22 protein-coding genes are annotated in these 20,508 nt (G+C 63.0%); 16 read left to right on the top strand and 6 right to left on the bottom strand.

Annotation, left to right across the window (positions count from 1 at the left end):
• On the bottom strand, positions 1-456 hold the full coding sequence (locus DV532_RS22145; protein ID WP_056794837.1) for a MaoC family dehydratase: 456 nt from the start codon (positions 454-456) through the stop codon (positions 1-3).
• Between the two features lie 143 nt (positions 457-599).
• Here DV532_RS22145 and DV532_RS22140 point away from each other — a divergent pair, with 143 nt between their 5' ends.
• The 3 genes from DV532_RS22140 to DV532_RS22130 are packed head-to-tail and all read left to right on the top strand — an operon-like array spanning position 600 to position 2,275.
• Complete coding sequence (locus tag DV532_RS22140; RefSeq protein ID WP_056794840.1) at positions 600-962, top strand: CidA/LrgA family protein; 363 nt, start codon at positions 600-602, stop codon at positions 960-962.
• Complete coding sequence (locus tag DV532_RS22135) at positions 959-1,675, top strand: LrgB family protein (RefSeq protein WP_056794843.1); 717 nt, start codon at positions 959-961, stop codon at positions 1,673-1,675. The genes DV532_RS22140 and DV532_RS22135 overlap by 4 nt, the downstream gene beginning before the upstream one ends.
• A 9-nt stretch (positions 1,676-1,684) precedes the next feature.
• Positions 1,685-2,275 carry an LON peptidase substrate-binding domain-containing protein gene (locus DV532_RS22130; protein WP_056794846.1) on the top strand — a complete coding sequence of 197 codons (591 nt, stop codon included), beginning with the start codon at positions 1,685-1,687 and terminating at the stop codon, positions 2,273-2,275.
• 79 nt (positions 2,276-2,354) lie between these two features.
• Here DV532_RS22130 and DV532_RS22125 read toward each other — a convergent pair whose 3' ends face one another.
• On the bottom strand, positions 2,355-3,671 hold the full coding sequence (locus DV532_RS22125) for a bifunctional DedA family/phosphatase PAP2 family protein (protein WP_056794849.1): 1,317 nt from the start codon (positions 3,669-3,671) through the stop codon (positions 2,355-2,357).
• Between the two features lie 3 nt (positions 3,672-3,674).
• Complete coding sequence (locus tag DV532_RS22120) at positions 3,675-4,343, bottom strand: DNA-3-methyladenine glycosylase (protein WP_056794852.1); 669 nt, start codon at positions 4,341-4,343, stop codon at positions 3,675-3,677.
• A gap of 1,004 nt (positions 4,344-5,347) precedes the next feature.
• Between DV532_RS22120 and DV532_RS22115 the strand changes: the two genes are divergently transcribed.
• The 13 genes from DV532_RS22115 (at position 5,348) to DV532_RS22055 (ending at position 17,702) form a co-directional block, all read left to right on the top strand.
• Positions 5,348-6,619: a glutamate-5-semialdehyde dehydrogenase gene (locus DV532_RS22115; RefSeq protein WP_056794855.1), complete on the top strand. Its 1,272-nt coding sequence runs from the start codon at positions 5,348-5,350 to the stop codon at positions 6,617-6,619.
• A 1-nt stretch (position 6,620) separates the two neighbouring features.
• Positions 6,621-7,280: a nicotinate-nucleotide adenylyltransferase gene (gene nadD, locus DV532_RS22110; protein WP_056794857.1), complete on the top strand. Its 660-nt coding sequence runs from the start codon at positions 6,621-6,623 to the stop codon at positions 7,278-7,280.
• Between the two features lie 43 nt (positions 7,281-7,323).
• Complete coding sequence (rsfS, locus tag DV532_RS22105) at positions 7,324-7,743, top strand: ribosome silencing factor (RefSeq protein ID WP_056794859.1); 420 nt, start codon at positions 7,324-7,326, stop codon at positions 7,741-7,743.
• Positions 7,744-7,753: 10 nt separating this feature from the next.
• Complete coding sequence (rlmH, locus tag DV532_RS22100) at positions 7,754-8,221, top strand: 23S rRNA (pseudouridine(1915)-N(3))-methyltransferase RlmH (protein ID WP_003249722.1); 468 nt, start codon at positions 7,754-7,756, stop codon at positions 8,219-8,221.
• 16 nt (positions 8,222-8,237) lie between these two features.
• Positions 8,238-10,127 (top strand): penicillin-binding protein 2, encoded by a 1,890-nt coding sequence (gene mrdA, locus DV532_RS22095; protein WP_056794862.1) that lies wholly within the window; start codon positions 8,238-8,240, stop codon positions 10,125-10,127.
• A 38-nt stretch (positions 10,128-10,165) separates the two neighbouring features.
• Entirely contained in the window at positions 10,166-11,269 is a 1,104-nt protein-coding gene (rodA, locus tag DV532_RS22090) for a rod shape-determining protein RodA (protein ID WP_056796665.1), read from the top strand.
• 17 nt (positions 11,270-11,286) lie between these two features.
• Complete coding sequence (gene mltB, locus DV532_RS22085) at positions 11,287-12,297, top strand: lytic murein transglycosylase B (protein WP_056794865.1); 1,011 nt, start codon at positions 11,287-11,289, stop codon at positions 12,295-12,297.
• Entirely contained in the window at positions 12,297-13,298 is a 1,002-nt protein-coding gene (locus DV532_RS22080; RefSeq protein ID WP_056794868.1) for a septal ring lytic transglycosylase RlpA family protein, read from the top strand. Before mltB ends, DV532_RS22080 begins: the two co-directional genes overlap by 1 nt.
• A 208-nt stretch (positions 13,299-13,506) precedes the next feature.
• Positions 13,507-14,667, top strand: a complete 1,161-nt coding sequence (locus tag DV532_RS22075; RefSeq protein WP_056794869.1) for a D-alanyl-D-alanine carboxypeptidase family protein — start codon at positions 13,507-13,509, stop codon at positions 14,665-14,667.
• 73 nt (positions 14,668-14,740) lie between these two features.
• Entirely contained in the window at positions 14,741-15,016 is a 276-nt protein-coding gene (locus tag DV532_RS22070) for a DUF493 domain-containing protein (protein ID WP_003249736.1), read from the top strand.
• Entirely contained in the window at positions 15,016-15,663 is a 648-nt protein-coding gene (lipB, locus tag DV532_RS22065; protein ID WP_056794872.1) for a lipoyl(octanoyl) transferase LipB, read from the top strand. The genes DV532_RS22070 and lipB overlap by 1 nt, the downstream gene beginning before the upstream one ends.
• Positions 15,664-15,665: 2 nt before the next feature.
• Complete coding sequence (gene lipA, locus DV532_RS22060; protein ID WP_056794875.1) at positions 15,666-16,676, top strand: lipoyl synthase; 1,011 nt, start codon at positions 15,666-15,668, stop codon at positions 16,674-16,676.
• An 87-nt stretch (positions 16,677-16,763) separates the two neighbouring features.
• A complete protein-coding gene (locus tag DV532_RS22055; RefSeq protein WP_056794877.1) occupies positions 16,764-17,702 on the top strand; it encodes an LD-carboxypeptidase in 939 nt (312 codons plus the stop codon).
• A gap of 33 nt (positions 17,703-17,735) precedes the next feature.
• Here the strand turns inward: DV532_RS22055 and DV532_RS22050 are convergent, their stop codons facing one another.
• From DV532_RS22050 to holA, 3 genes are all read right to left on the bottom strand, one after another.
• Positions 17,736-19,052, bottom strand: a complete 1,317-nt coding sequence (locus tag DV532_RS22050; RefSeq protein ID WP_056794879.1) for a lytic murein transglycosylase — start codon at positions 19,050-19,052, stop codon at positions 17,736-17,738.
• Between the two features lie 60 nt (positions 19,053-19,112).
• Positions 19,113-19,277 carry an alternative ribosome rescue factor ArfA gene (gene arfA, locus DV532_RS22045; RefSeq protein WP_056794881.1) on the bottom strand — a complete coding sequence of 55 codons (165 nt, stop codon included), beginning with the start codon at positions 19,275-19,277 and terminating at the stop codon, positions 19,113-19,115.
• Between the two features lie 189 nt (positions 19,278-19,466).
• Positions 19,467-20,504: a DNA polymerase III subunit delta gene (holA, locus tag DV532_RS22040; protein WP_056794884.1), complete on the bottom strand. Its 1,038-nt coding sequence runs from the start codon at positions 20,502-20,504 to the stop codon at positions 19,467-19,469.
• Between the last annotated feature and the right edge of the window lie 4 nt (positions 20,505-20,508).

The following is a 20,508-nucleotide window of genomic DNA, read 5'->3' as shown; positions in this document are numbered from 1 at the left end:
TCAGACAAAACAGAGCGAGAGCGACTCCGCTACATAGGCAGGCTTCTCTTCGCCTTCGATTTCCAGTGTGGCAATTGCCTTGAGCAGCCACTGTCCGGGCTTTTTCTCAACAACCTCGGCCAGCTCGATCTTCAGCCGCACCTGGCTGTCGACCTTTACCGGTTGAATGAAGCGCACACTGTCCAAGCCGTAGTTCACCACCATCTTCAACCCTTCAGGCAGGATCAGGATGTCTTCCATCAGTTTGGGGATTAATGACAGCGTCAGAAAACCGTGGGCGATTGTGCTGCCAAACGGGGTTTTTGCCGCCTTATCCGGGTCAACGTGGATGAATTGGAAATCACCGGTCGCTTCGGCGAACAGGTTGATGCGCTGCTGGTCGATCTTCAGCCAGGCGGAACGGCCCAGTTCCTTACCAACGTACTGCGAAAGCTCTGTAACCGGTACATAGGGCATCGCTGACTCTCCAAGTTGTAAGTTGGTACGAAGGTGCAAGATCAGCACGGCTAACCGTTTCAGTCAAGTTGCGCGCTTTTCGACGAATATCGGTATATAGCTAGCCGTGCTTATAATGGCCGCCATGCCTGAGGGAGTTGCTTATGCTGTTGCGTGGTTTGACCTGGCTGGTGCTGTTCCAGCTGCTAGGGACGGCGATCAATCATCTGATGGTGCCGTTTCTGCCGGGGCCGATCATCGGCCTGGTGCTGCTGTTGTTCTTCCTCATGGCCCGCGGTGAGGTCGGCAAGCCGCTCAACGAAGCCGCCAGCAGCCTGCTGCGCTATCTGCCGCTGTTGCTGGTGCCGCCGGCAGTAGGGGTGATGGTGTACGCCAAGGACATCGCTGCAGACTTCTGGGCCATTGCCGGGGCGCTGCTGATTTCTTGCCTGTTGACCCTGGTATTCGTCGGCGTGTTGATGCAGAAGCTCATCAACCGCCAGGGCAAGCACGAGGAACAGCCATGATGCTCGACTGGCAGGGCGCGCTGGACGCGGTGGTTCACCATCCCTTATTTGGTATCGGCATCACGCTGGGGGCTTACCAGGTGGTGCTGGCCGCCTACGAAAAAACCCGCTGGATCTTCCTGCAGCCGGTACTGGTATCGATGTTGCTGGTGATCGGCGTATTGCTGCTGTGCGGTATCAATTACAGCGAGTACCGCAAAAGTACCGAAATCATGAATATCCTGCTGGGGCCCGCCACCGTGGCCCTGGCTGTGCCGCTCTACCTCAACCTGCGGCGTATCCGGCAGCTGTTCTGGCCGACATTTACTACGCTGGTAGTCGGGGGGCTGTTCGCCACGCTTTGCTGCCTGTTGCTGGGCTGGTGGTTCGGCGCCGAACACATGATCCTGATGACCATGGCACCGAAGTCGGTGACGTCACCGATTGCCATGCTGGTGGCCGAGCAAATTGGCGGCGTAGCGGCCCTGGCGGCGGTGTTCGTATTGATCACCGGGGTGATCGGGGCGATCTTTGGCCCGGCACTACTGAGCCGCTTTGGCGTGCACAGCCCCGAGGCACGGGGCATGTCGCTGGGCGTGACCGCGCACGCGGTGGGCACGTCGGTCGCCCTGCAGGAAAGTGATGAATGCGGCGCCTTTGCCGCGCTGGCGATGAGCCTGATGGGGGTGGCCACGGCGGTATTCCTGCCGCTGGCGGTCAGCCTGGTGGCTTGAGGACTTGTAATGACGTTACCGCTGTTTCCCCTCGATACCGTGCTGTTTCCTGGCTGCTTCCTCGACTTGCAGATATTCGAGGCACGCTACCTGGACATGATCGGGCGCTGCATGAAGCAGGGCGAAGGTTTTGGTGTGGTGTGCATTCTGGAAGGCGAGCAGGTCGGCAAGGCGCCGCCAGTAGTCGCCTCGATTGGTTGCGAGGCGGTGATCCGCGACTTCGTGCAGCAGGACAACGGCTTGCTGGGTATTCGGGTCGAAGGTGTGCGGCGCTTCAACCTGGAAAGCACCGAGGTGCAGAAGGACCAGTTACTGGTGGGGCAGGTGCAATGGCTGTCGGAGCAGGCGGACAGCCCGCTGCTCGAAGCAGATGAAGACCTGCTGGCATTGCTGGTGGCCTTGGGCGAACACCCAATGGTCGAAGCGCTGGACATGCCGCGCCCGGTGGATGGGCGTCAGGCGTTGGCCAACCAACTGGCGTACCTGCTGCCGTTTATGGAAGAGGACAAGCTGGATTTGCTGAGCCTTGACTCGCCGCAGGAGCGGTTGGGGGAAATCCAGAAGTTGCTGGAGCGGATTCAGGGGGAGCTGTTTGCCTGATCCCTCAGTGCCAGCAGCTCCGGCCTGTTTGCTCCTTGTAGGCGCGGGCTTGCCCGGGAAGAGGCCGGAACAGGCGGCATCAATACTGGTACCGCAGCAACGCCTGCGGTAACGCATGCATGGCAAAGAACGCCAGCAACGCCACACACGCCGGTAACACCAGCCACCACACCCGCTGCGGCAAGGCCGGCAGGGTTTGTTGGCGTTGCGCCAGTGCCAGGCTAAGCGCACACACGCAGCACGCCAGCAGCGCCCCCGCCAGGATGTCAGTGGGCCAATGCGCCCCCAGGTATACCCGCGACAGGGCAATCGCCAGCGCTGGAATGCAGCCCAGCATCACCCAGGTCAGGCGCATTCGCGGCGGCTGCCCGCGCCCGGCCAGCACCGCCATCACCAGGAAGAATGCAAACGACGCCGAGCTGTGCCCGCTGGGCATGCTGTAGGTGGTCAGCGGGTCGCTCAGCACCTCTGGCCGAGCCCGGGCGAACAGCCACTTCAGCGTGCCGTTGGCAAGCGCCGTGCCCATCAGTGCGCCCGCAGCAAACAGGGCATGGCGCCATTGCCGGGCTAGCAGCAGCAGGCCGGTCAATAGCCCACCCAGGCACAACTGGGTGCGGAAATCCCCCAGCCGGGTCACCAGTACCACGGCGCCATCGATGGCCTGGCTACGGTGCTCCTGCACCAGGGTCATCACCCCTTGGTCGAATTCGTGTAAGTAGGGCCAGCCGAGAAAGACCCCAGCCAGGGCGGCGAAACTCATGCCGGCAATCAGCCGGGTGCCATGGCGTTGGTCGCGAATACTGGTGTTCAGGCTGAGCCCGATGATGACTGCCAGGGTGCCGGCGATGATGCCTGCATCCAGCCAAAAGCCTTCCGGCAGGGGTAGGCGCATGGCTGCGCCGGTGGCCCAGCCGGGCAGCAGGTAGGCTACCGACCAGCCAGCGCCGGCCACCAGGCTGACGGCGATGAAGCGTGGCAGCGGCATGTCGAACATGCCGGCGACCATCGGCAGCATGGGCCGCAGCGGCCCGATGAAGCGCCCCACCAGCAGGCTGGCGATGCCATAGCGCTGGAAGTAGCTTTCGGCACTGCCGATCCACTCCGGATGGTGGCGCAGCAGCGGCAGGCGGCGGATGTTCTGGTGGAAGTATTTGCCCACCGTGTACGACAAGGCGTCACCCAACAGGCCGCCAAGAAAGCCCAACAGCAACGTTTCGCTCAGGCTGAAGGCGCCACTGCCGGCCAGTACCGCGACGGCGAACAGCAGTATGGTGCCCGGCACGATGATGCCGGCAATGGCCAGGCATTCAATGCACGCCACCAGGAAAATTGCCAGGCCAAGCCACTGCGGGTTGGCGCTGAGCCAGCCGGTCAGGCTGTCGAGCCATTGGCCCATGGTTCAGCTTCCTTGTTCGAGAATGAAGAAGTCGCGGCCTTCGACCTGGCCGCGACGTAACGGGTTCCGCGTGCAGAAGCGCGCGTATTCGGCGTCGACGAAGCGGTAGGGCAGGTGCTCATCGCGGCCATGCGGAATGCCCAGGCGGGCGGCCTGGATGACCTGCGGTACGGCGTGGCCGCAATCGTCCACGTACAGGCGTTCGGTATCGAAACGCTGGGCGTCCCAATGCGGCACTTTGAGGCCCAGCGCCCGACACAGCAGCGTCTGGCCTGCGCACAGGCGCTCGGGTGGGCGAAGGTTGCCGCTGGCATCGGGGTTGTTCAGTTGCATTTGCGCCAGGCTGTTTGGCCCCGAAAGGGCGTCCTGCCAAGGATAGGCGGACTTGATCAGCACCGCGTTGCCCGGCCCATGGGCGCTGAAGTTCAGCGAGTCACCGCCGCGTGCGTAGTACATGTAGATGTGCCCGCCATCGAGGAACAACGCCTTGCGCTTTTCGGTGTAGCCCAGCGAGGCATGGCTGCCCTTGTCGGTGAGGTAGTAGGCCTCGGTTTCGATAATGCGCGCGGCCAGCCACAGATCGCCGTGGCGATGGCGGATGACTTTGCCCAGCAGGGCTTTGGCCAGGGTCTGGGCGTCGCGGTCGAAAAAGCTGTCGGGCAAGGCTGGCATGCGGGCAGTTCGCGGCGGGGAAGGCGGGGGATGATAGCAATGAATGGCTTAATCGAGGCTGAACCTGCGGAGTGATTGATTGGTATCCGTATGTTTCAGTGGCGAGGTTTGCGGTGGGTTCGGCTTGAGGTGTTTGGCGCCTGTGAGATCGGGCGCCGCCCGCGCGGCGCTTCGCGGGGCAAGCCCGCTCCCACATCTGTTTCGGGCCAATTATTCCTGTGCCAGGTGGGTTGCAGCCTTGGTGTACGCCTGGAAATGGATGAAGAGCAGCTTTGCCGCTCGATATCGAATGGAACAAACATGGCGGACAGAGGTGAGCTCACAGGAGAGTGAGTGCTCGGTGCCTGGCTGGAGTTTTTCAGCGCCTGTGAGATCGAGCGCCGCCCGCGCGGCGCTTCGCGGGGCAAGCCCGCTCCCACATCTGTTTCGGGCCAATTATTCCTGTGCCAGGTGGGTTGCAGCCTTGGTGTACGCCTGGAAATGGATGAAGAGCAGCTTTGCCGCTCGATATCGAATGGAGCAAACATGGCGGACAGAGGTGAGCTCACAGGAGAGTGAGTGAGTGCTCGGTGCCTGGCTGGAGTTTTTCAGCGCCTGTGAGATCGAGCGCCGCCCGCGCGGCGCTTCGCGGGGCAAGCCCGCTCCCACATCTGTTTCGGGCCAATTATTTCTGTGCCAGGTGGGTTGCAGCCTTGGTGCACGCCTGGAAATGAATGAAGAGCAGCTTTGCCGCTCGATATCGAATGGAACCAACAAGGCGGACAGAGGTGAGCTCACAGGAGAGATTGGCCCGAAACAGATGTGGGAGCGGGCTTGCCCCGCGAAGCGCCGCGCGGGCGGCGCTCGATCTCACAGGCGCCAGAGCCCCTGAGCCGGACGCTGGGCATCACCCCATAACCCGCTCCTGCCCCCACCATTTTCTACCATCCGCCACCCGCCGCTGGGCGTACACCTGCGCGGCAGTTATAATCAGCCGATTTCCCCTTCGCCAAGACACCGAACCCATGACTGAGTCCGTTCTTGACTATATGACCCGCTTGGGTCGCGCTGCCCGTGAAGCTTCCCGGGTGATCGGCCGTGCCAGCACCGCGCAGAAGAACCGCGCCCTGCAAGCTGCCGCCGACGCGTTGGACGCCGCCCGTGCCGAGCTGACCGCGGCCAACGAGCTGGACCTGGCCGCTGGCCGCGCCAACGGCCTGGAGCCGGCGCTGCTCGACCGTCTGGCGCTGACCCCGGCGCGTATCGACGGCATGATCACCGGCCTGCGCCAGGTGGCCAGCCTGCCAGACCCGGTCGGTGCCATCCGCGACATGAGCTACCGCCCGTCGGGTATCCAGGTAGGCAAGATGCGTACGCCGCTTGGGGTGATCGGGATCATCTACGAATCGCGCCCGAACGTGACCATCGATGCTGCCAGCTTGTGCCTGAAGTCGGGTAACGCGACCATCCTGCGCGGCGGCTCCGAAGCCATCCACTCCAACCGTGCCATTGCCACCTGCATCCAGCGTGGCCTGGCTGCAGCCGGCCTGCCGGCGGCGGTGGTACAAGTGGTCGAGACGACCGACCGCGAAGCCGTGGGCGCGCTGATCAGCATGCCGGAATTCGTCGATGTCATCGTGCCACGCGGCGGCCGTGGCCTGATCGAACGCATCAGCCGCGATGCCCGCGTGCCGGTGATCAAGCACCTGGATGGCATCTGCCACATCTACGTCAGCCAGCATGCCGACCTGGACAAGGCCTGGCGTGTGGCTTTCAACGCCAAGACCTACCGCTACGGCATTTGTGGTGCCATGGAAACGCTGCTGGTCGACCAGCAGGTGGCCGAGCGCTTCCTGCCGGAGATGGCCCGCCGTTTCCTCGAGAAGGGCGTTGAGCTGCGCGGTTGCCCGCGTACCCTGGCGATCATTGATGCCAAGCCGGCCACGGAAGATGACTGGCACACCGAATACCTGGATGCGATCCTGTCGATTCGTGTAGTCGACGGCCTGGACCAGGCCATCGAGCACATTAACCACTATGGCTCGCACCACACCGACTCGATCATCAGCGAACACCAGGGGGAAGCCCGGCAGTTCATGGCCGAGGTCGATTCGGCGTCGGTCATGCTCAACACCCCGACCTGCTTTGCAGACGGTTTCGAGTATGGCCTGGGCGCCGAAATCGGTATTTCCACCGACAAGCTGCATGCCCGCGGCCCAGTCGGCCTGGAAGGCCTGACCTGCGAGAAGTACGTTGTGATCGGCGACGGCCAGCTGCGCGGCCAGGAGTCCTGCTGAGTTGAGCAAGGCCCAGGCAGTCCGGCGCATCGGCATTCTAGGCGGCACTTTCGACCCCGTGCACATCGGCCACCTGCGCAGCGCGCTGGAAGTGGCAGAATTCATGGGGCTGGATGAGCTGCGCCTGTTGCCCAATGCCCGGCCGCCGCACCGCGACACCCCGCAAGTAAGCGCGCAGGCGCGCCTGGCCATGGTGCAAAATGCCGTGCAAGGCGTGCCCTGTCTGAGTGTGGATGCCCGCGAGTTGGCGCGCGACAAGCAGTCGTACACCATCGATACGCTGGAATCGATCCGTGCCGAACTGGGCGCCGACGACCAGCTTTTCCTGGTGCTGGGCTGGGATGCCTTCTGTGGCTTACCCGGCTGGCATCGCTGGGAAGAACTGCTGCAACACTGTCACATCCTGGTGCTGCAACGCCCGGATGCCGACGTAGAACCCCCTGACGAGCTGCGCAACCTGTTGGCTGCGCGTTCGGAGAGCGATCCCACCGCCATGTCCGGCCCGGCGGGAAATATTTCGTTCGTCTGGCAGACGCCGCTTGCGGTGTCGGCTACACAGATCCGACAGCTGCTGGCCAGCGGCAAGTCGGTGAGGTTCCTGGTGCCGGACGCCGTACTGGCCTACATCGAGGCGCACGAACTGTATCGTGCGCCTAACTGACGGCGCTTTTGGCGCCTCATTCCACGAGTTGAACGAGTTTTATATGACCAAGCAGAAAATTTACGGCGAAGAACTGGTCGCAGTGACCAAGGCCGCGCTGGAAGACGTCAAGGCCCAGGACATCCAGGTTATCGACGTGCGCGAGAAGCACAGCCTGACCGACTACATGATCATTGCCACCGGTACCTCCAACCGCCAGATCAACGCGATGGCCGAGAAGGTTCGTGAAGCGGTCAAGGCCAAAGGCGCTCAACCACTGGGTGAAGAAGGCAAGGGCGACAGCGATTGGGTACTGCTGGACCTGAACGACGTCATCGTGCACATGATGACCGCCGCTGCCCGCCAGTTCTATGACCTGGAGCGCCTGTGGCAGGGTGCCGAGCAAAGCCGTGCCGCCGATGGCAAGCACCACAGCCCGGACCACGTCCACGAGTACTCCGACAAGCTCAAAGACCGCGAATAAGGACAGCGCTGTGCGTCTGCGCCTGATCGCGGTCGGTTCGCGCATGCCGAAGTGGGTCGAGGAAGGCTGGCATGAATATGCCAAGCGCCTGCCCGCCGAGCTATCGCTGGAGCTGGTGGAAATTCCGCTGAACACCCGTGGCAAGAATGCCGACGTCGCCCGCCTGATCCGTCAGGAGGGCGAAGCCATGCTGAGCAAAGTTCAGCCAGGGGAACGCATCGTCACCCTCGAGGTCCATGGCAAGCCGTGGAGTACCGAGCAACTGGCGACCGAGCTGGACCGCTGGCGCCTGGATGCGCGCACGGTGAATTTGATGGTGGGCGGCCCGGAAGGCCTGGCGCCTGAGGTCTGCGCGCGCGCCGAGCAACGCTGGTCGCTGTCGCCGCTGACCCTGCCGCACCCGTTGGTAAGGATACTCATCGGCGAGCAGATCTACCGCGCCTGGACCGTATTGTCCGGGCACCCTTACCACAAATGAGCCTGTAAGCAGTCCGATGTCGCAGCCGATCCGTCTCAAGGACCACGAGAAAGACGCCCGCCTGGTGCGCAACCGCGTCGTGGTCGGCGCAGTGGCGATCATGCTGCTTATATGCGTACTGATCGCGCGGCTGTACTACCTGCAGATCATCCAGTACGACTACCACTCGACGCTGTCGGAGAACAATCGGGTGCATGTGCAGCCGATCCCGCCGACCCGCGGGCTGATCTTCGACCGCAACGGGGTGATCGTCGCCGATAACCGGCCCAGCTTCAGCCTGTCGATGACCCGCGAACGTGCGGGTAATTGGCAGGAAGTGCTGGACAATATCGTCGAAGTGCTAGAGCTGACAGCCGACGATCGCGCTCTGTTCGAGAAGCGCATGCGCCAGGGCCGTCGGCCGTTCGAGCCGGTGCCGATCCTGTTCGAGCTCAACGAAGAGCAAATTGCCCGCGTGGCGGTCAACCAGTTCCGCCTGCCGGGTGTGGAAGTGGTGGCCCAACTGGTGCGCCATTACCCGCAGGGCGCGCACTTTGCCCATTCGGTGGGTTATGTGGGGCGGATCAACGAAAAAGAGCTGAAAACGCTCGACCCGGTGAACTACAGCGGCACCCACCACATTGGCAAAACTGGCATCGAACGCTTCTACGAAGACGCCCTGCACGGCCAGGTGGGCTACGAGGAAGTCGAAACCAACGCCCGTGGCCGTGTGCTGCGGGTGCTCAAGCGCACCGACCCCAAGCCGGGCAAGGACATTGTGCTGAGCCTGGACATCAAACTGCAGGAAGCTGCCGAAGCTGCCCTGGGTGGCCGGCGGGGCGCGGTCGTGGCCCTCGATCCGCGTACCGGTGAAGTACTGGCGATGGTCAGCCAACCCAGCTTCGACCCCAACCTGTTCGTCACCGGTATCGGCTTCAAGGCCTATGCCGAACTGCGCGATTCGATCGACCGGCCGTTGTTCAACCGCGTGCTGCGTGGCCTGTACCCGCCGGGCTCGACCATCAAGCCGGCAGTGGCCATCGCTGGCCTGGACAGTGGCGTGATCAATGCCAGCAGCCGGGTGTTCGACCCGGGCTACTACCAGCTGCCCAACTACGACCATAAGTACCGTAACTGGAACCGCTCCGGCGATGGCTGGGTCGACCTGGACGTCGCGATCATGCGCTCCAACGACACCTACTTCTACGACCTTGCGCACAAGATGGGCATCGACCGGCTGTCCAGCTACATGAACAAGTTCGGTATTGGCCAGCGGGTTTCGCTCGACATGTTCGAGGAGTCCGCCGGGCTGATGCCGTCGCGCGAATGGAAGCGCGCCACGCGCCGCCAGGCCTGGTTCCCCGGTGAAACCCTGATCCTCGGCATCGGCCAGGGCTACATGCAGGCCACGCCGCTGCAGCTGGCCCAGGCCACTGCACTGATCGCCAACAAGGGCGTGTGGAACCGTCCGCACCTGGCCAAGACCATCGAAGGCCAACCGCCGGTGGACGACAACCCCATGGAAAACATCGTGCTGCGTGACAAGTCCGACTGGGCCAAGGTCACCCACGGTATGGAGCAGGTGATGCACAACGCCCGCGGTACCGCGCGCAAGGCCGCAGCCGGCGCCCAGTACCGCATTGCCGGCAAGAGCGGTACCGCCCAGGTGGTGGCGATCAAGCAGGGCGAAAAGTACGACCGCAACAAGCTCCAGGAACGCCACCGCGACCACGCGCTGTTCGTCGCCTTTGCCCCCGCTGAAGCCCCGAAGATCGTGGTGTCGGTGATGGTCGAGAACGGTGAGTCCGGCTCAGGTGTTGCCGCCCCCGTGGTACGCCAGATCATGGACGCCTGGTTGCTCGACGAAAACGGCCGGCTCAAGCCCGAGTTCGCGCCGGCCACCGTTACCCAGGAATCGGCCTTGTGATGAACAATTTCGATCGCATGCTCTCCAGCGAGGATGTGATGCGTCGGCGCGCCAGCTTTTTGCAGCGCATCCATATCGACGGCCCCCTGCTGGTCATTCTGCTGACCTTGGCGGCCGGCAGCCTGTTCGTGTTGTACTCGGCCAGTGGCAAGAACTGGGACCTGCTGCTCAAGCAGGCCACCTCGTTCGGTATCGGCCTGGTGTCGATGTTCGTCATCGCCCAGTTGGAGCCACGCTTCATGGCCCGCTGGGTGCCGCTGGCTTATCTGGCAGGGGTGCTACTGCTGGTGGTGGTGGACGTGATGGGCCACAACGCCATGGGCGCCACGCGCTGGATCAACATCCCCGGGGTAATCCGCTTCCAACCCTCGGAATTCATGAAGATCATCATGCCGGCGACCATCGCCTGGTACTTGTCCAAGCGCACCTTGCCGCCGCATTTGAAGCACGTGGCGATCAGCCTGGTGTTGATCGGCGTGCCGTTCATCCTGATCGTGCGCCAGCCCGACCTGGGCACGGCGCTGCTGATTCTCGCCTCCGGTGCCTTCGTGCTGTTCATGGGTGGCCTGCGCTGGCGCTGGATCCTCAGCGTGCTGGCGGCTGCCGTGCCGGTGGCGGTGGCGATGTGGTTTTTCGTCATGCATGACTACCAGAAGCAGCGGGTGCTGACCTTCCTCGACCCGGAAAGCGACCCGTTGGGCACCGGCTGGAACATCATCCAGTCCAAGGCAGCGATCGGTTCGGGCGGTGTGTTCGGCAAGGGCTGGCTGCTCGGCACCCAGTCGCACCTGGACTTCCTGCCGGAAAGCCACACCGACTTCATCATCGCCGTGCTCGGCGAGGAATTCGGCCTGGTCGGTATCTGCCTGCTGCTGATCGTCTACCTGCTGCTGATCGGCCGTGGCCTGGTGATCACTGCCCAGGCGCAGACCCTGTTCGGCAAGCTGCTGGCGGGCAGCCTGACCATGACCTTCTTTGTATACGTGTTCGTCAATATCGGGATGGTCAGCGGCCTTCTGCCCGTGGTGGGTGTGCCGCTGCCCTTTATCAGCTATGGCGGCACATCGTTGGTGACGCTGCTCTCAGCGTTTGGCGTTTTGATGTCGATCCACACGCACCGCAAGTGGATCGCGCAGGTTTGAATAAGGTGAACAATTTCATGCAAGCAGTGCGTAACTGGGCTGCCCGTTGTGCGCCATGGTTCGGCGCGGTGGGCCTGTTCGGCGCTGTACAGCTGGCCCAGGCCGGCGATTACGAAAGCTCGCCCCAGGTGGCCCAGTTCGTTGGCGAAATGAGCCGCGACCATGGTTTTGCCCCCGAGCAACTGATGGGTGTGTTCCGTGAGGTGCAGCGCAAGCAGTCGATCCTCGACGCCATTTCGCGCCCGGCCGAACGGGTGAAACCGTGGAAGGAATACCGGCCGATGTTCCTCACCGACGCGCGCATCGCCCGCGGTGTGGACTTCTGGCGCCAGCACGAAGCGGTACTGGCGCGTGCCGAGCAGGAATATGGCGTGCCGGCGCAGTACATCGTCGCCATTATCGGCGTAGAAACCTTCTTTGGCCGCAATACCGGCAACTACCGGGTGATCGATGCCTTGTCGACCCTGGGCTTCGACTACCCGCCGCGGGCCGAGTTCTTCCGCAAGGAGCTGCGCGAATTCCTGCTGCTGGCCCGTGAGGAACAGCTCGACCCGTTGACCCTTAAAGGCTCCTACGCCGGCGCCATGGGCTTGCCGCAGTTCATGCCGAGCAGTTTCCGCAACTATGCGGTGGACTTCGACGGCGACGGCCACATCAATATCTGGAACAACCCGGACGATGCCATCGGCAGCGTCGCCAGCTACTTCAAGCGCCACGGCTGGGTGGCCGGCGAAGGCGTGGTCAGCCGCGCCTGGGTAGACGGCACGCGCGCCGACGAAGGCCTGACCACCGGCATCGAGCCGGTTAAAACGGTTGGGGAGTTGCGCACGCTTGGCTGGTCGGTTCATGATTCGCTGCGCGATGATCTGCCGGTTACTGCCTTCCGTCTCGAGGGCGACAATGGTCCCGAGTACTGGATGGGCCTGAAGAACTTCTACGCGATCACTCGCTACAACCGCAGCGTGATGTATGCCATGGCGGTGCATCAGCTTTCGGAACAGCTGGTTCAAGCACGGGGCGTCAAGTAATGCGCGCAATCATCTCTGCCAACTCTTTCAAGCTGCTTACCTGCCTCGCCGTTGGCGTGGTGCTGGCCAGCTGCTCTTCCAACCGCCCGACCCAGCAAAGCAGCGGCAGCGCGGTGCGCACCCAGCCAGGCCTGGATATCAACCGGGCACACAAGGACGGCGCACCGTGGTGGGACGTGGATGTAAACAAGATCCCCGACGCCACACCGACCGTGCATACCGGCAACTACAAGGCCAACCCGTACACGGTACTGGGCAAGACCTACTACCCGATGCAGGACTCGCGCAGCTACCGCGCCGAGGGTACCGCGTCGTGGTATGGCACCAAGTTCCACGGCCAGAACACCGCCAACGGCGAGCTGTACGACCTGTACGGCATGAGTGCGGCGCACAAGACCCTGCCGCTGCCGGCTTACGTCAAGGTGACCAACCTGGCCAATGGCCGTAGCGTAATCCTGCGGGTCAACGACCGTGGGCCGTTCTATTCCGACCGCATCATCGACCTGTCCTATGCCGCGGCAAAAAAGCTCGGTTATGCCGAAATCGGCACCGCGCACGTGCGCGTCGAGGGCATCGACCCGCAGCAATGGTGGGCCCAGCGTGGGCAGACGCCACCGATGGTGCTGAAAGAGCCGCAAGTGGCACAAACCCAGGCGCTGCCGGCCAGTACCGGTCGCGTCGAACAATGGACCCCACCGCCGCAGCAGCATGCAGCGCCGGTGGTGCCGGTGCAGGTGGGTGGCAACAACGTGCCGGGCGGCAATGGTGGCAGCTTCCTGCAGGTGGGCGCCTTTGCCAACCCGGACGCCGCCGAACTGCTGCGCTCCAAGCTCAGCGCCATGGTCAGTGCGCCGGTATTCATCAGCTCGATCGTGCGTAACCAGCAGACCCTGCACCGCGTACGCCTTGGGCCGATCAACAGCCAAGGCGAGATCCAGCAAGCACAAGACAGCATCCGCCTGGCGAACTTGGGGCAGGCCAAGCTGGTCACAGCTGACTGACCGCGTCGTCTTCTTCGCGGGCACGCCAAACTGTCGGTTTTGTCATGAATTGCCGGGCGCAGGCATGTACAATGTTGGCTTTTGCCCGCAGCGACATAAAGCCGCACGTCGTCGGGCCAGGCCTACGGCCATAAAACTAGACTGACTGGCGCTGGGCACATGATCTTGCCCAGGGAACATCAGACCATTAGCGATTTTCGAGAGACGGATGAACATCACCAACCTTGCCAAACGACTTTGCCTCCCTGTACTGCTGATGATCACGCCTGCCGCCTTCGCGGCGGAGCAGATGACGCCGGCGCCACCACAGCTGGCAGCCAAGTCCTACGTACTCATGGACGCGTCCAGCGGCAACGTGCTGGTCGAAAACAACGGTGACGAGCGCCTGCCGCCGGCCAGCCTGACCAAGCTGATGACCGCCTACATCGCCACCCTGGACATTCGCCGCGGCCAGATCGGTGAAAACGACCCGGTCACCGTCAGCGAAAACGCCTGGCGTACCGGTGGTTCGCGCATGTTCATCAAGGTGGGCAGCCAGGTGACCGTCAGCGACCTGCTGCACGGCATCATCATCCAATCCGGCAACGATGCCTCGGTCGCCCTGGCCGAGCACATCGCCGGTAGCGAAGACGCCTTCGCCGATATGATGAACAAGACGGCCACCGACCTGGGCATGTCCAACAGCCACTTCATGAACCCGACCGGTCTGCCGCACCCGGAGCACTACTCGTCGGCTCATGACATGGCAACCCTGGCCCGTGCGATCATCAACGTCGACCCGGCTCACTACGCCATTTATTCGCAAAAAGAGTTCTTCTGGAACAACATCAAGCAGCCTAACCGCAACCTGCTGCTGTGGCGTGACAAAACCGTTGATGGCCTGAAAACCGGCCACACCGACGAAGCCGGCTATTGCATGGTGGCGTCGGCCGTTCGCGATGGCCAGCGCCTGATCGCCGTGGTGTTCGGCACCAACAGCGAGCAATCGCGTGCTGCCGAGACCCAGAAGCTGCTGACCTATGGCTTCCGCTTCTTCGAAACCCAAACCTTCTACCAGAAAGGTACCGAGCTGACTCAGTCGCCGGTGTGGAAGGGCGCCACCAGCATCGTCAAGGCGGGCCTGGCCGACGACCTGACCATGACTATGCCTAAAGGCCAATTGAAGCGCCTGCAGGCTTCGATGACCATGAACCCGCAGCTCACCGCGCCAATCGCCAAAGGTGACGTGATCGGCAAAGTGGAAGTCAAACTGGACGAGCAAGTGGTTCACAGCGCCAACCTGATCGCCCTCGATGGCGTCGAGGAAGGTGGTTTCTTCCGCCGTATGTGGGATAGCATCCGTCTATTCTTCTACGGGTTGTTCAACTGATACGTGACCTGCATGCCCCCGCGTATCTCGCGGGGGTGTTGTTGTTGCCACGGCTTACGAGGCCGTTTCCGCCATGAGCGAACCAGACGTCAAGTCGCACAAGATCGAATTCCCTTGCGACGATTACCCGATCAAGGTAATCGGCGACACCGTAGTAGGCTTCAAGGACACGGTGATCGAGATTCTCAGCAAGCACGCCAAGGTTGACCTTTCCACGCTGGCCGAGCGCCAAAGCAAGGAAGGCAAGTACACCACCGTGCAATTGCACATCGTTGCCGAAAGCGAGAACCAACTGCACGATATCAACAGCGCCCTGCGCGCTACTGGCATCGTGAAAATGGTGCTCTGATGTCCGCCTGCCTCGGTTTTCGCGAGCTTGGCCTGCAGCCCTACGAACCGGTGCTGGAGGCCATGCGTCGCTTTACCGAGCAGCGCAGCCCGGCCAGCCAGGATGAAATTTGGCTGGTCGAACACCCTGCAGTCTTTACCCAGGGCCAGGCCGGCAAGGCCGAGCACCTGCTGGTGCCGGGCGACATCCCGGTGGTGCAGACCGACCGCGGGGGCCAGGTCACCTACCATGGCCCCGGGCAGCTGGTGGCGTACCTGCTGCTGGATGTACGTCGGCTGGGCTTTGGCGTGCGTGAGCTGGTCAGCCGTATCGAGCAGACCCTCATCGACTTGCTCGCCAGTTACGATGTCCAGGCCGCGGCCAAGCCCGATGCCCCGGGCGTCTATGTCGATGGAGCGAAAATCGCCTCCCTCGGCCTGCGAATCCGCAACGGCCGTTCGTTCCACGGCCTTGCCCTGAACGTGGACATGGACCTTGCGCCATTCCGCCGAATCAACCCCTGCGGCTATGCGGGGCTGGCGATGACCCAGCTGCGCGACCTGGCAGGCCCGATCGAACTCGACGAGGTCAGGACAAGGCTGCGCGGACAGCTGGTCAAGCACCTCGACTACGCTGAGCAGACGACCCTCACGGGCGGAATCGACTGAATATGACAACTGTGCAAGAAGCCGTGCCGAACCCTACCCAGGATGCCACCCAGCGCCCAGCGCCGAAGAAGGTGGAAGCTGGGGTCAAGCTGCGTGGTGCCGAAAAGGTGGCACGCATCCCAGTGAAGATCATCCCCACCGACGAGCTGCCGAAGAAGCCCGACTGGATCCGCGTGCGGATCCCGGTGTCGCCCGAGGTAGACCGCATCAAGCAACTGCTGCGCAAGCACAAGTTGCACAGTGTGTGCGAAGAAGCCTCCTGCCCGAACCTGGGCGAGTGCTTCTCCGGTGGTACCGCGACCTTCATGATCATGGGTGACATCTGCACCCGTCGTTGCCCGTTCTGCGACGTTGGCCACGGCCGGCCGAAGCCGCTGGACCTGGACGAGCCGAAGAACCTGGCCGTTGCCATTGCCGACCTGCGCCTGAAGTACGTGGTAATCACTTCGGTGGACCGCGACGACCTGCGTGACGGTGGTGCCCAGCACTTCGCCGACTGCCTCCGCGAAATCCGCGCGTTGTCGCCAGGCGTGCAGCTGGAAACCTTGGTGCCGGACTACCGTGGGCGCATGGACATTGCCCTGGAGATCACCGCGCAGCAGCCGCCGGATGTGTTCAACCACAACCTCGAGACGGTGCCGCGCCTGTACAAGGCTGCGCGCCCGGGTTCGGACTACGATTGGTCGCTGGACTTGCTGCAGAAGTTCAAGCAGCTGGTGCCGCACGTACCGACCAAGTCGGGCCTGATGCTCGGCCTGGGCGAAACCGACGAAGAAGTGATCGAAGTGATGCACCGCATGCGCGAGCATGACATCGACATGCTCACCCTCGGCCAGTACCTGCAGCCGTCGCGCAGCCATCTGCCGGTGCAGCGTTTCGTCCACCCCGACACCTTCGCCTGGTTCGCCGAGGAAGGTTACAAGATGGGCTTCAAGAACGTCGCCTCCGGCCCGCTGGTGCGTTCTTCGTACCACGCCGACCAGCAGGCTCACGAAGCCAAAATCAAGCTCTGAGCCAATAGCAGAGCTACGCATGCCGATGCGCGCCGTAGGGCGGCATCGGCATTTTTGTTTGTGTTCCACGCGCTGCAAGGAGCCGCGATGAATTGCGCCGAAACCGTTCAACCCTGCCTGCCCGCCGCGCTGCCCCATAACGCCTGCTTCGCCATTATTGCCCCGGCCGGCCCGGCGCGGCTGGATACGCACAAGGCCAGCCAGTGGTTTGCTGACCGCGGTTACCGTTGCCGGATCTACCCAAGTGCCCTTCAGGCCCAAGGGTACCTGGCGGGCACTGACCAGCAGCGCCTGCAGGACCTGCATGATGCCTTCGCCGACCCGGCTATCGACGCCATTCTGTGCATGCGCGGGGGGTACGGCAGCATGCGCCTGCTCGATCAGCTCGATTTCCAGCTGATCCGGCGCAACCCCAAGCCGCTGATCGGCTACAGCGACATCACTGCGCTGCACACGGCCATTTACCGGCAGACTGGGCTGATCACCTTTCATGGTGGAATGCTCAATGCCGACCTGCTGGGGGGCAAGCTGCAGCCAACCGAAGCTTCGTTGCTGGCCCAGTTGGGTGGCCAGGTGCGGGCCGGTGAGCCGATCATGCACCCGGCTGACTTCGCCTTGAGTAGTGTGCTGCCGGGCGTTGCCAGCGGGCCGCTGTTGGGCGGCAACCTGTCGATGCTGGGGGCGACCTTGGGGACCATTGCCGAGTTGGACACGCAGGGTTGCATCCTGTTCATCGAGGATGTCAACGAGCCGCTTTACCGGGTGGACCGCCTGCTGACCCAGCTACGCCTGGGGGGCAAGCTGGAGGGGGTGAAGGGCGTGCTGGTGGGGGATTTTGCCGGGATTACCACGGCGGCGCTGACGCCGTTGCTGGAGGATACCTTCGCGCCGCTGGGCGTACCGGTGCTGGCCGGGTGGCGCAGTGGGCATTGTGACCCGAATGTGTGCTTGCCGCTGGGGGCCAGGGTCAGGCTGGACAGTGGTCAGCAAAGTTTGGTGTTGGAACAGGACCTGTTCAGGGCTTGAAATTGTTGGGGCCGCGCAGCGGCCCCAAAACGCTCACTGCTGACGCAGGCTCTCAAGCAGCTTATGGGTCGGATACCCATCCGCCGGCCACCCCAGGCCCTGCTGAGCATTACGGATCGCCTTGCGGGTATTGGCGCCGATAATGCCATCGGCATTACCCGCATCATGCCCACGGCTGTTCAACAGGTTCTGCAACTCCATGCGCTCGCTGCGGCTGAGCGGCAGATCTTCTTTTGGCCAGTTGCCAGCAATAAAGCCCCAGCCCGTGAACCGATCACCCAGCAGGCTAACCGCCAGCGCATAGGACGAGGAATTGTTGTACTTGAGGATGGCGCGGAAATTGTCCAGCACCAGGAACGCCGGGCCACGTGCGCCAGCTGGCAGCAGCAGGGCGGCAGATAGCTGGTTACTACCCGCCGGCAGCTGTGTACCCGCCGGCAGTTCCACACCCATTGCCAGCCACTCGCTCACCGGTTTGCGCAACGCGCCATCGGCCTGCCAGAAGTCGAAGCCTGGCGGCACTTGTACCTCGAAGCCCCACGGCTGGCCACGCTTCCAGCCTGAGCTTTGCAGGTAGTGTGCGGTCGAAGCCAGAGCATCGGCTGTGCTGTTCCAGATGTCGCGGCGGCCATCACCGTCGAAGTCCACGGCATGGGTGTTGTAGGTGGTTGGGATGAACTGAGTCTGGCCCATGGCGCCGGCCCACGAGCCGCGCATGGCTTCAGGCTGGATGTCGCCATGCTGGATGATCTGCAGCGCGGCAATCAGCTGGTCCTGGGCGAACTGCGGGCGGCGCCCCTCATACGCCAAGGTGGCCAGCGAGCGGATGACCGACTTGTTGCCCTGGAACTGGCCGAAGTTGCTTTCCATGCCCCACACTGCAACCAGCACCTGGCGGTCGACGCCATAGCGTTGCTCGATGCGCGTCAGCAGTTCGGCGTTCTGCTCCAGCAGTTTCTTGCCGTTGCGCACACGCAGAGGTGACAGGGCGCCTTCCAGGTACTCCCACACCGGGCGGGTGAACTCTGGCTGGCTACGGTCGGCCTTGATCACGTCCATGTCCGGGGTGACGCCGAGGAAGGCACGGTCGAAGGTGTTCGGCGCAATGCCGGCTTGCAGGGCTTGCTGGCGGAAGCCGGCTTGCCATTGCGGGAAAGTTTGCAGCGGCTGGATTTCAGTGCTGGCGTCAGGCGTTGTGCCGGGCAGGGTCACCGCAGGGGCGGGCTGGGCAGGGGCCAGCGGCAGGGCATCGGCGGCAGTGGGCTTTTCTGCGCAAGCCACGAGCAAGATGAAGCTGGAGGCCGCGATCAGCTGACGGGATTTCCAGCGGGGGAGAAGACTGAGGAGCATGCACAGATCCAGAATTGCAGGTCAGGTGTCGACCATACCATGCCTGCGCTTTCGATGCTTTCATGCGGCCAAAAAGTAGGAAGCCTCCCAATCTCTCGATTGGAAGGCTTCGCGGCGGTAGCTGCCTTTGCCCTTGTTTGGCTGTTCCTGGCGGCAGCGGAACAGCGGTTGGGCGACGATGGACTTGGCCTTGTTGGGGCCGTGCTTTTGCGGCTTTTTGCTCATGGCGGGGTTCCCGTGGTGGTTGGGTTTCGGGGCGCACTGTAGGGCCCTGGGTGGGTGAGGGCCAATTGATTGTGTATATGGTCCGAAGACCAAATCGCCGGCAAGCCAGCTCCCACAGGGATATCACAGGCCTTGAAGGCTGTGCTGTACCTGTGGGAGCTGGCTTGCCGGCGATTGGGCTTTTGAATGTTACTCAGGAGGCAGCGCCAGGCGCTGACCGGCCATCAGCAGCGACAAGCGCGCCAGGCCGGTCCACGGCGAGCCCTCGGCTTGCCCCTTGATCTGCGCATCGATCCGTTGGGCATCCTGCAGCAACTGCGCCCAGCGCTGCGCCGACATACGCTGCAGGGCCTTGCTGACCAAGGGTCTGCGCTTGTCCCAGATCGGCGGACGGGCCTGGCTGAAAGCCTTGTCCAGCGGTACGCCTTGGCTGAATTGCTGGGCCAGCCCGGCCAGTTGGCGCAGTTCCCGGGCCAGGGCCCAAAGAATCACCGGTGGTTCCACACCTTCGCCACGCAAGCCTTCGAGCATGCGCAGGGCATGCGCGGCCTCACCGTTAAGAATGGCGTCGACCAGGCCGAAGACATCGAAGCGGGCGCTATCAGCGACGGCAGCCTGGACGGTCTCCACGGTAATCTGGCTGCCTTCGGCCAGCAGCTTGAGCTTTTCGATTTCCTGCGCGGCAGCCAACAGGTTGCCTTCTACACGCGCAGCGATCAGCTCGACGGCGTCACGCTGTGCCGACAGGCCGGCCTGCTGCAGGCGCTGGTTGATCCACTGCGGCAGTTGGTGCACATCCACCGGCCAGATCTGGATGAACTGGCAATGGGCACCTTCGATCAAGGCCTTGCCCCACTTGGTCTTCTGTGCGCTGCCGTCGAGCTTGGGCAGGCTGACCAGCAGCAGGGTGTCTTCGGCGGGGTTGGCGCAGTACTCCATCAGCGCTGCGGCGCCCTTGTCGCCGGGCTTGCCCGAGGGCAGGCGCAGTTCCAGCAGGCGGCGTTGGGCGAACAGGGACAGGCTGGCGCCGGCCTGTAGCAGGGTGCCCCAGTCGAAGTTGGCGTCGGCACTGAACACCTGGCGTTCGTCAAAGCCTTGCTGGCGCGCGGCGTTGCGAATGGCGTCGGCGGCTTCCTGGCACAGCAGCGGGTCGTCGCCGCTGACCACGTAGACCGGTGCCAGGGCGCCTTGCAGGTGCTTGTTGAGTTGAGCGGGGGCGAGTTTCATGGGG

This window comes from Pseudomonas sp. Leaf58, assembly GCF_003627215.1.
Lineage (GTDB): Bacteria > Pseudomonadota > Gammaproteobacteria > Pseudomonadales > Pseudomonadaceae > Aquipseudomonas.
This window is presented reverse-complemented; position numbering and strand designations above follow the sequence as displayed.

Excerpts from the sequence above, each read along its gene's own strand:
- holA (WP_056794884.1), bottom strand. The coding sequence starts at position 20,504 with ATGAAACTCGCCCCCGCTCAACTCAACAAGCACCTGCAAGGCGCCCTG.
- DV532_RS22145 (WP_056794837.1), bottom strand. The coding sequence starts at position 456 with ATGCCCTATGTACCGGTTACAGAGCTTTCGCAGTACGTTGGTAAGGAA.
- DV532_RS22125 (WP_056794849.1), bottom strand. The coding sequence starts at position 3,671 with ATGGGCCAATGGCTCGACAGCCTGACCGGCTGGCTCAGCGCCAACCCG.
- DV532_RS22140 (WP_056794840.1), top strand. The coding sequence starts at position 600 with ATGCTGTTGCGTGGTTTGACCTGGCTGGTGCTGTTCCAGCTGCTAGGG.
- arfA (WP_056794881.1), bottom strand. The coding sequence starts at position 19,277 with ATGAGCAAAAAGCCGCAAAAGCACGGCCCCAACAAGGCCAAGTCCATC.
- DV532_RS22120 (WP_056794852.1), bottom strand. The coding sequence starts at position 4,343 with ATGCCAGCCTTGCCCGACAGCTTTTTCGACCGCGACGCCCAGACCCTG.
- rodA (WP_056796665.1), top strand. The coding sequence starts at position 10,166 with ATGCGTCGGCGCGCCAGCTTTTTGCAGCGCATCCATATCGACGGCCCC.
- mltB (WP_056794865.1), top strand. The coding sequence starts at position 11,287 with ATGCAAGCAGTGCGTAACTGGGCTGCCCGTTGTGCGCCATGGTTCGGC.
- DV532_RS22050 (WP_056794879.1), bottom strand. The coding sequence starts at position 19,052 with ATGCTCCTCAGTCTTCTCCCCCGCTGGAAATCCCGTCAGCTGATCGCG.
- mrdA (WP_056794862.1), top strand. The coding sequence starts at position 8,238 with ATGTCGCAGCCGATCCGTCTCAAGGACCACGAGAAAGACGCCCGCCTG.
- lipA (WP_056794875.1), top strand. The coding sequence starts at position 15,666 with ATGACAACTGTGCAAGAAGCCGTGCCGAACCCTACCCAGGATGCCACC.
- DV532_RS22135 (WP_056794843.1), top strand. The coding sequence starts at position 959 with ATGATGCTCGACTGGCAGGGCGCGCTGGACGCGGTGGTTCACCATCCC.
- DV532_RS22115 (WP_056794855.1), top strand. The coding sequence starts at position 5,348 with ATGACTGAGTCCGTTCTTGACTATATGACCCGCTTGGGTCGCGCTGCC.
- lipB (WP_056794872.1), top strand. The coding sequence starts at position 15,016 with ATGTCCGCCTGCCTCGGTTTTCGCGAGCTTGGCCTGCAGCCCTACGAA.
- DV532_RS22130 (WP_056794846.1), top strand. The coding sequence starts at position 1,685 with ATGACGTTACCGCTGTTTCCCCTCGATACCGTGCTGTTTCCTGGCTGC.
- rsfS (WP_056794859.1), top strand. The coding sequence starts at position 7,324 with ATGACCAAGCAGAAAATTTACGGCGAAGAACTGGTCGCAGTGACCAAG.
- DV532_RS22070 (WP_003249736.1), top strand. The coding sequence starts at position 14,741 with ATGAGCGAACCAGACGTCAAGTCGCACAAGATCGAATTCCCTTGCGAC.
- DV532_RS22075 (WP_056794869.1), top strand. The coding sequence starts at position 13,507 with ATGAACATCACCAACCTTGCCAAACGACTTTGCCTCCCTGTACTGCTG.
- DV532_RS22055 (WP_056794877.1), top strand. The coding sequence starts at position 16,764 with ATGAATTGCGCCGAAACCGTTCAACCCTGCCTGCCCGCCGCGCTGCCC.
- DV532_RS22080 (WP_056794868.1), top strand. The coding sequence starts at position 12,297 with ATGCGCGCAATCATCTCTGCCAACTCTTTCAAGCTGCTTACCTGCCTC.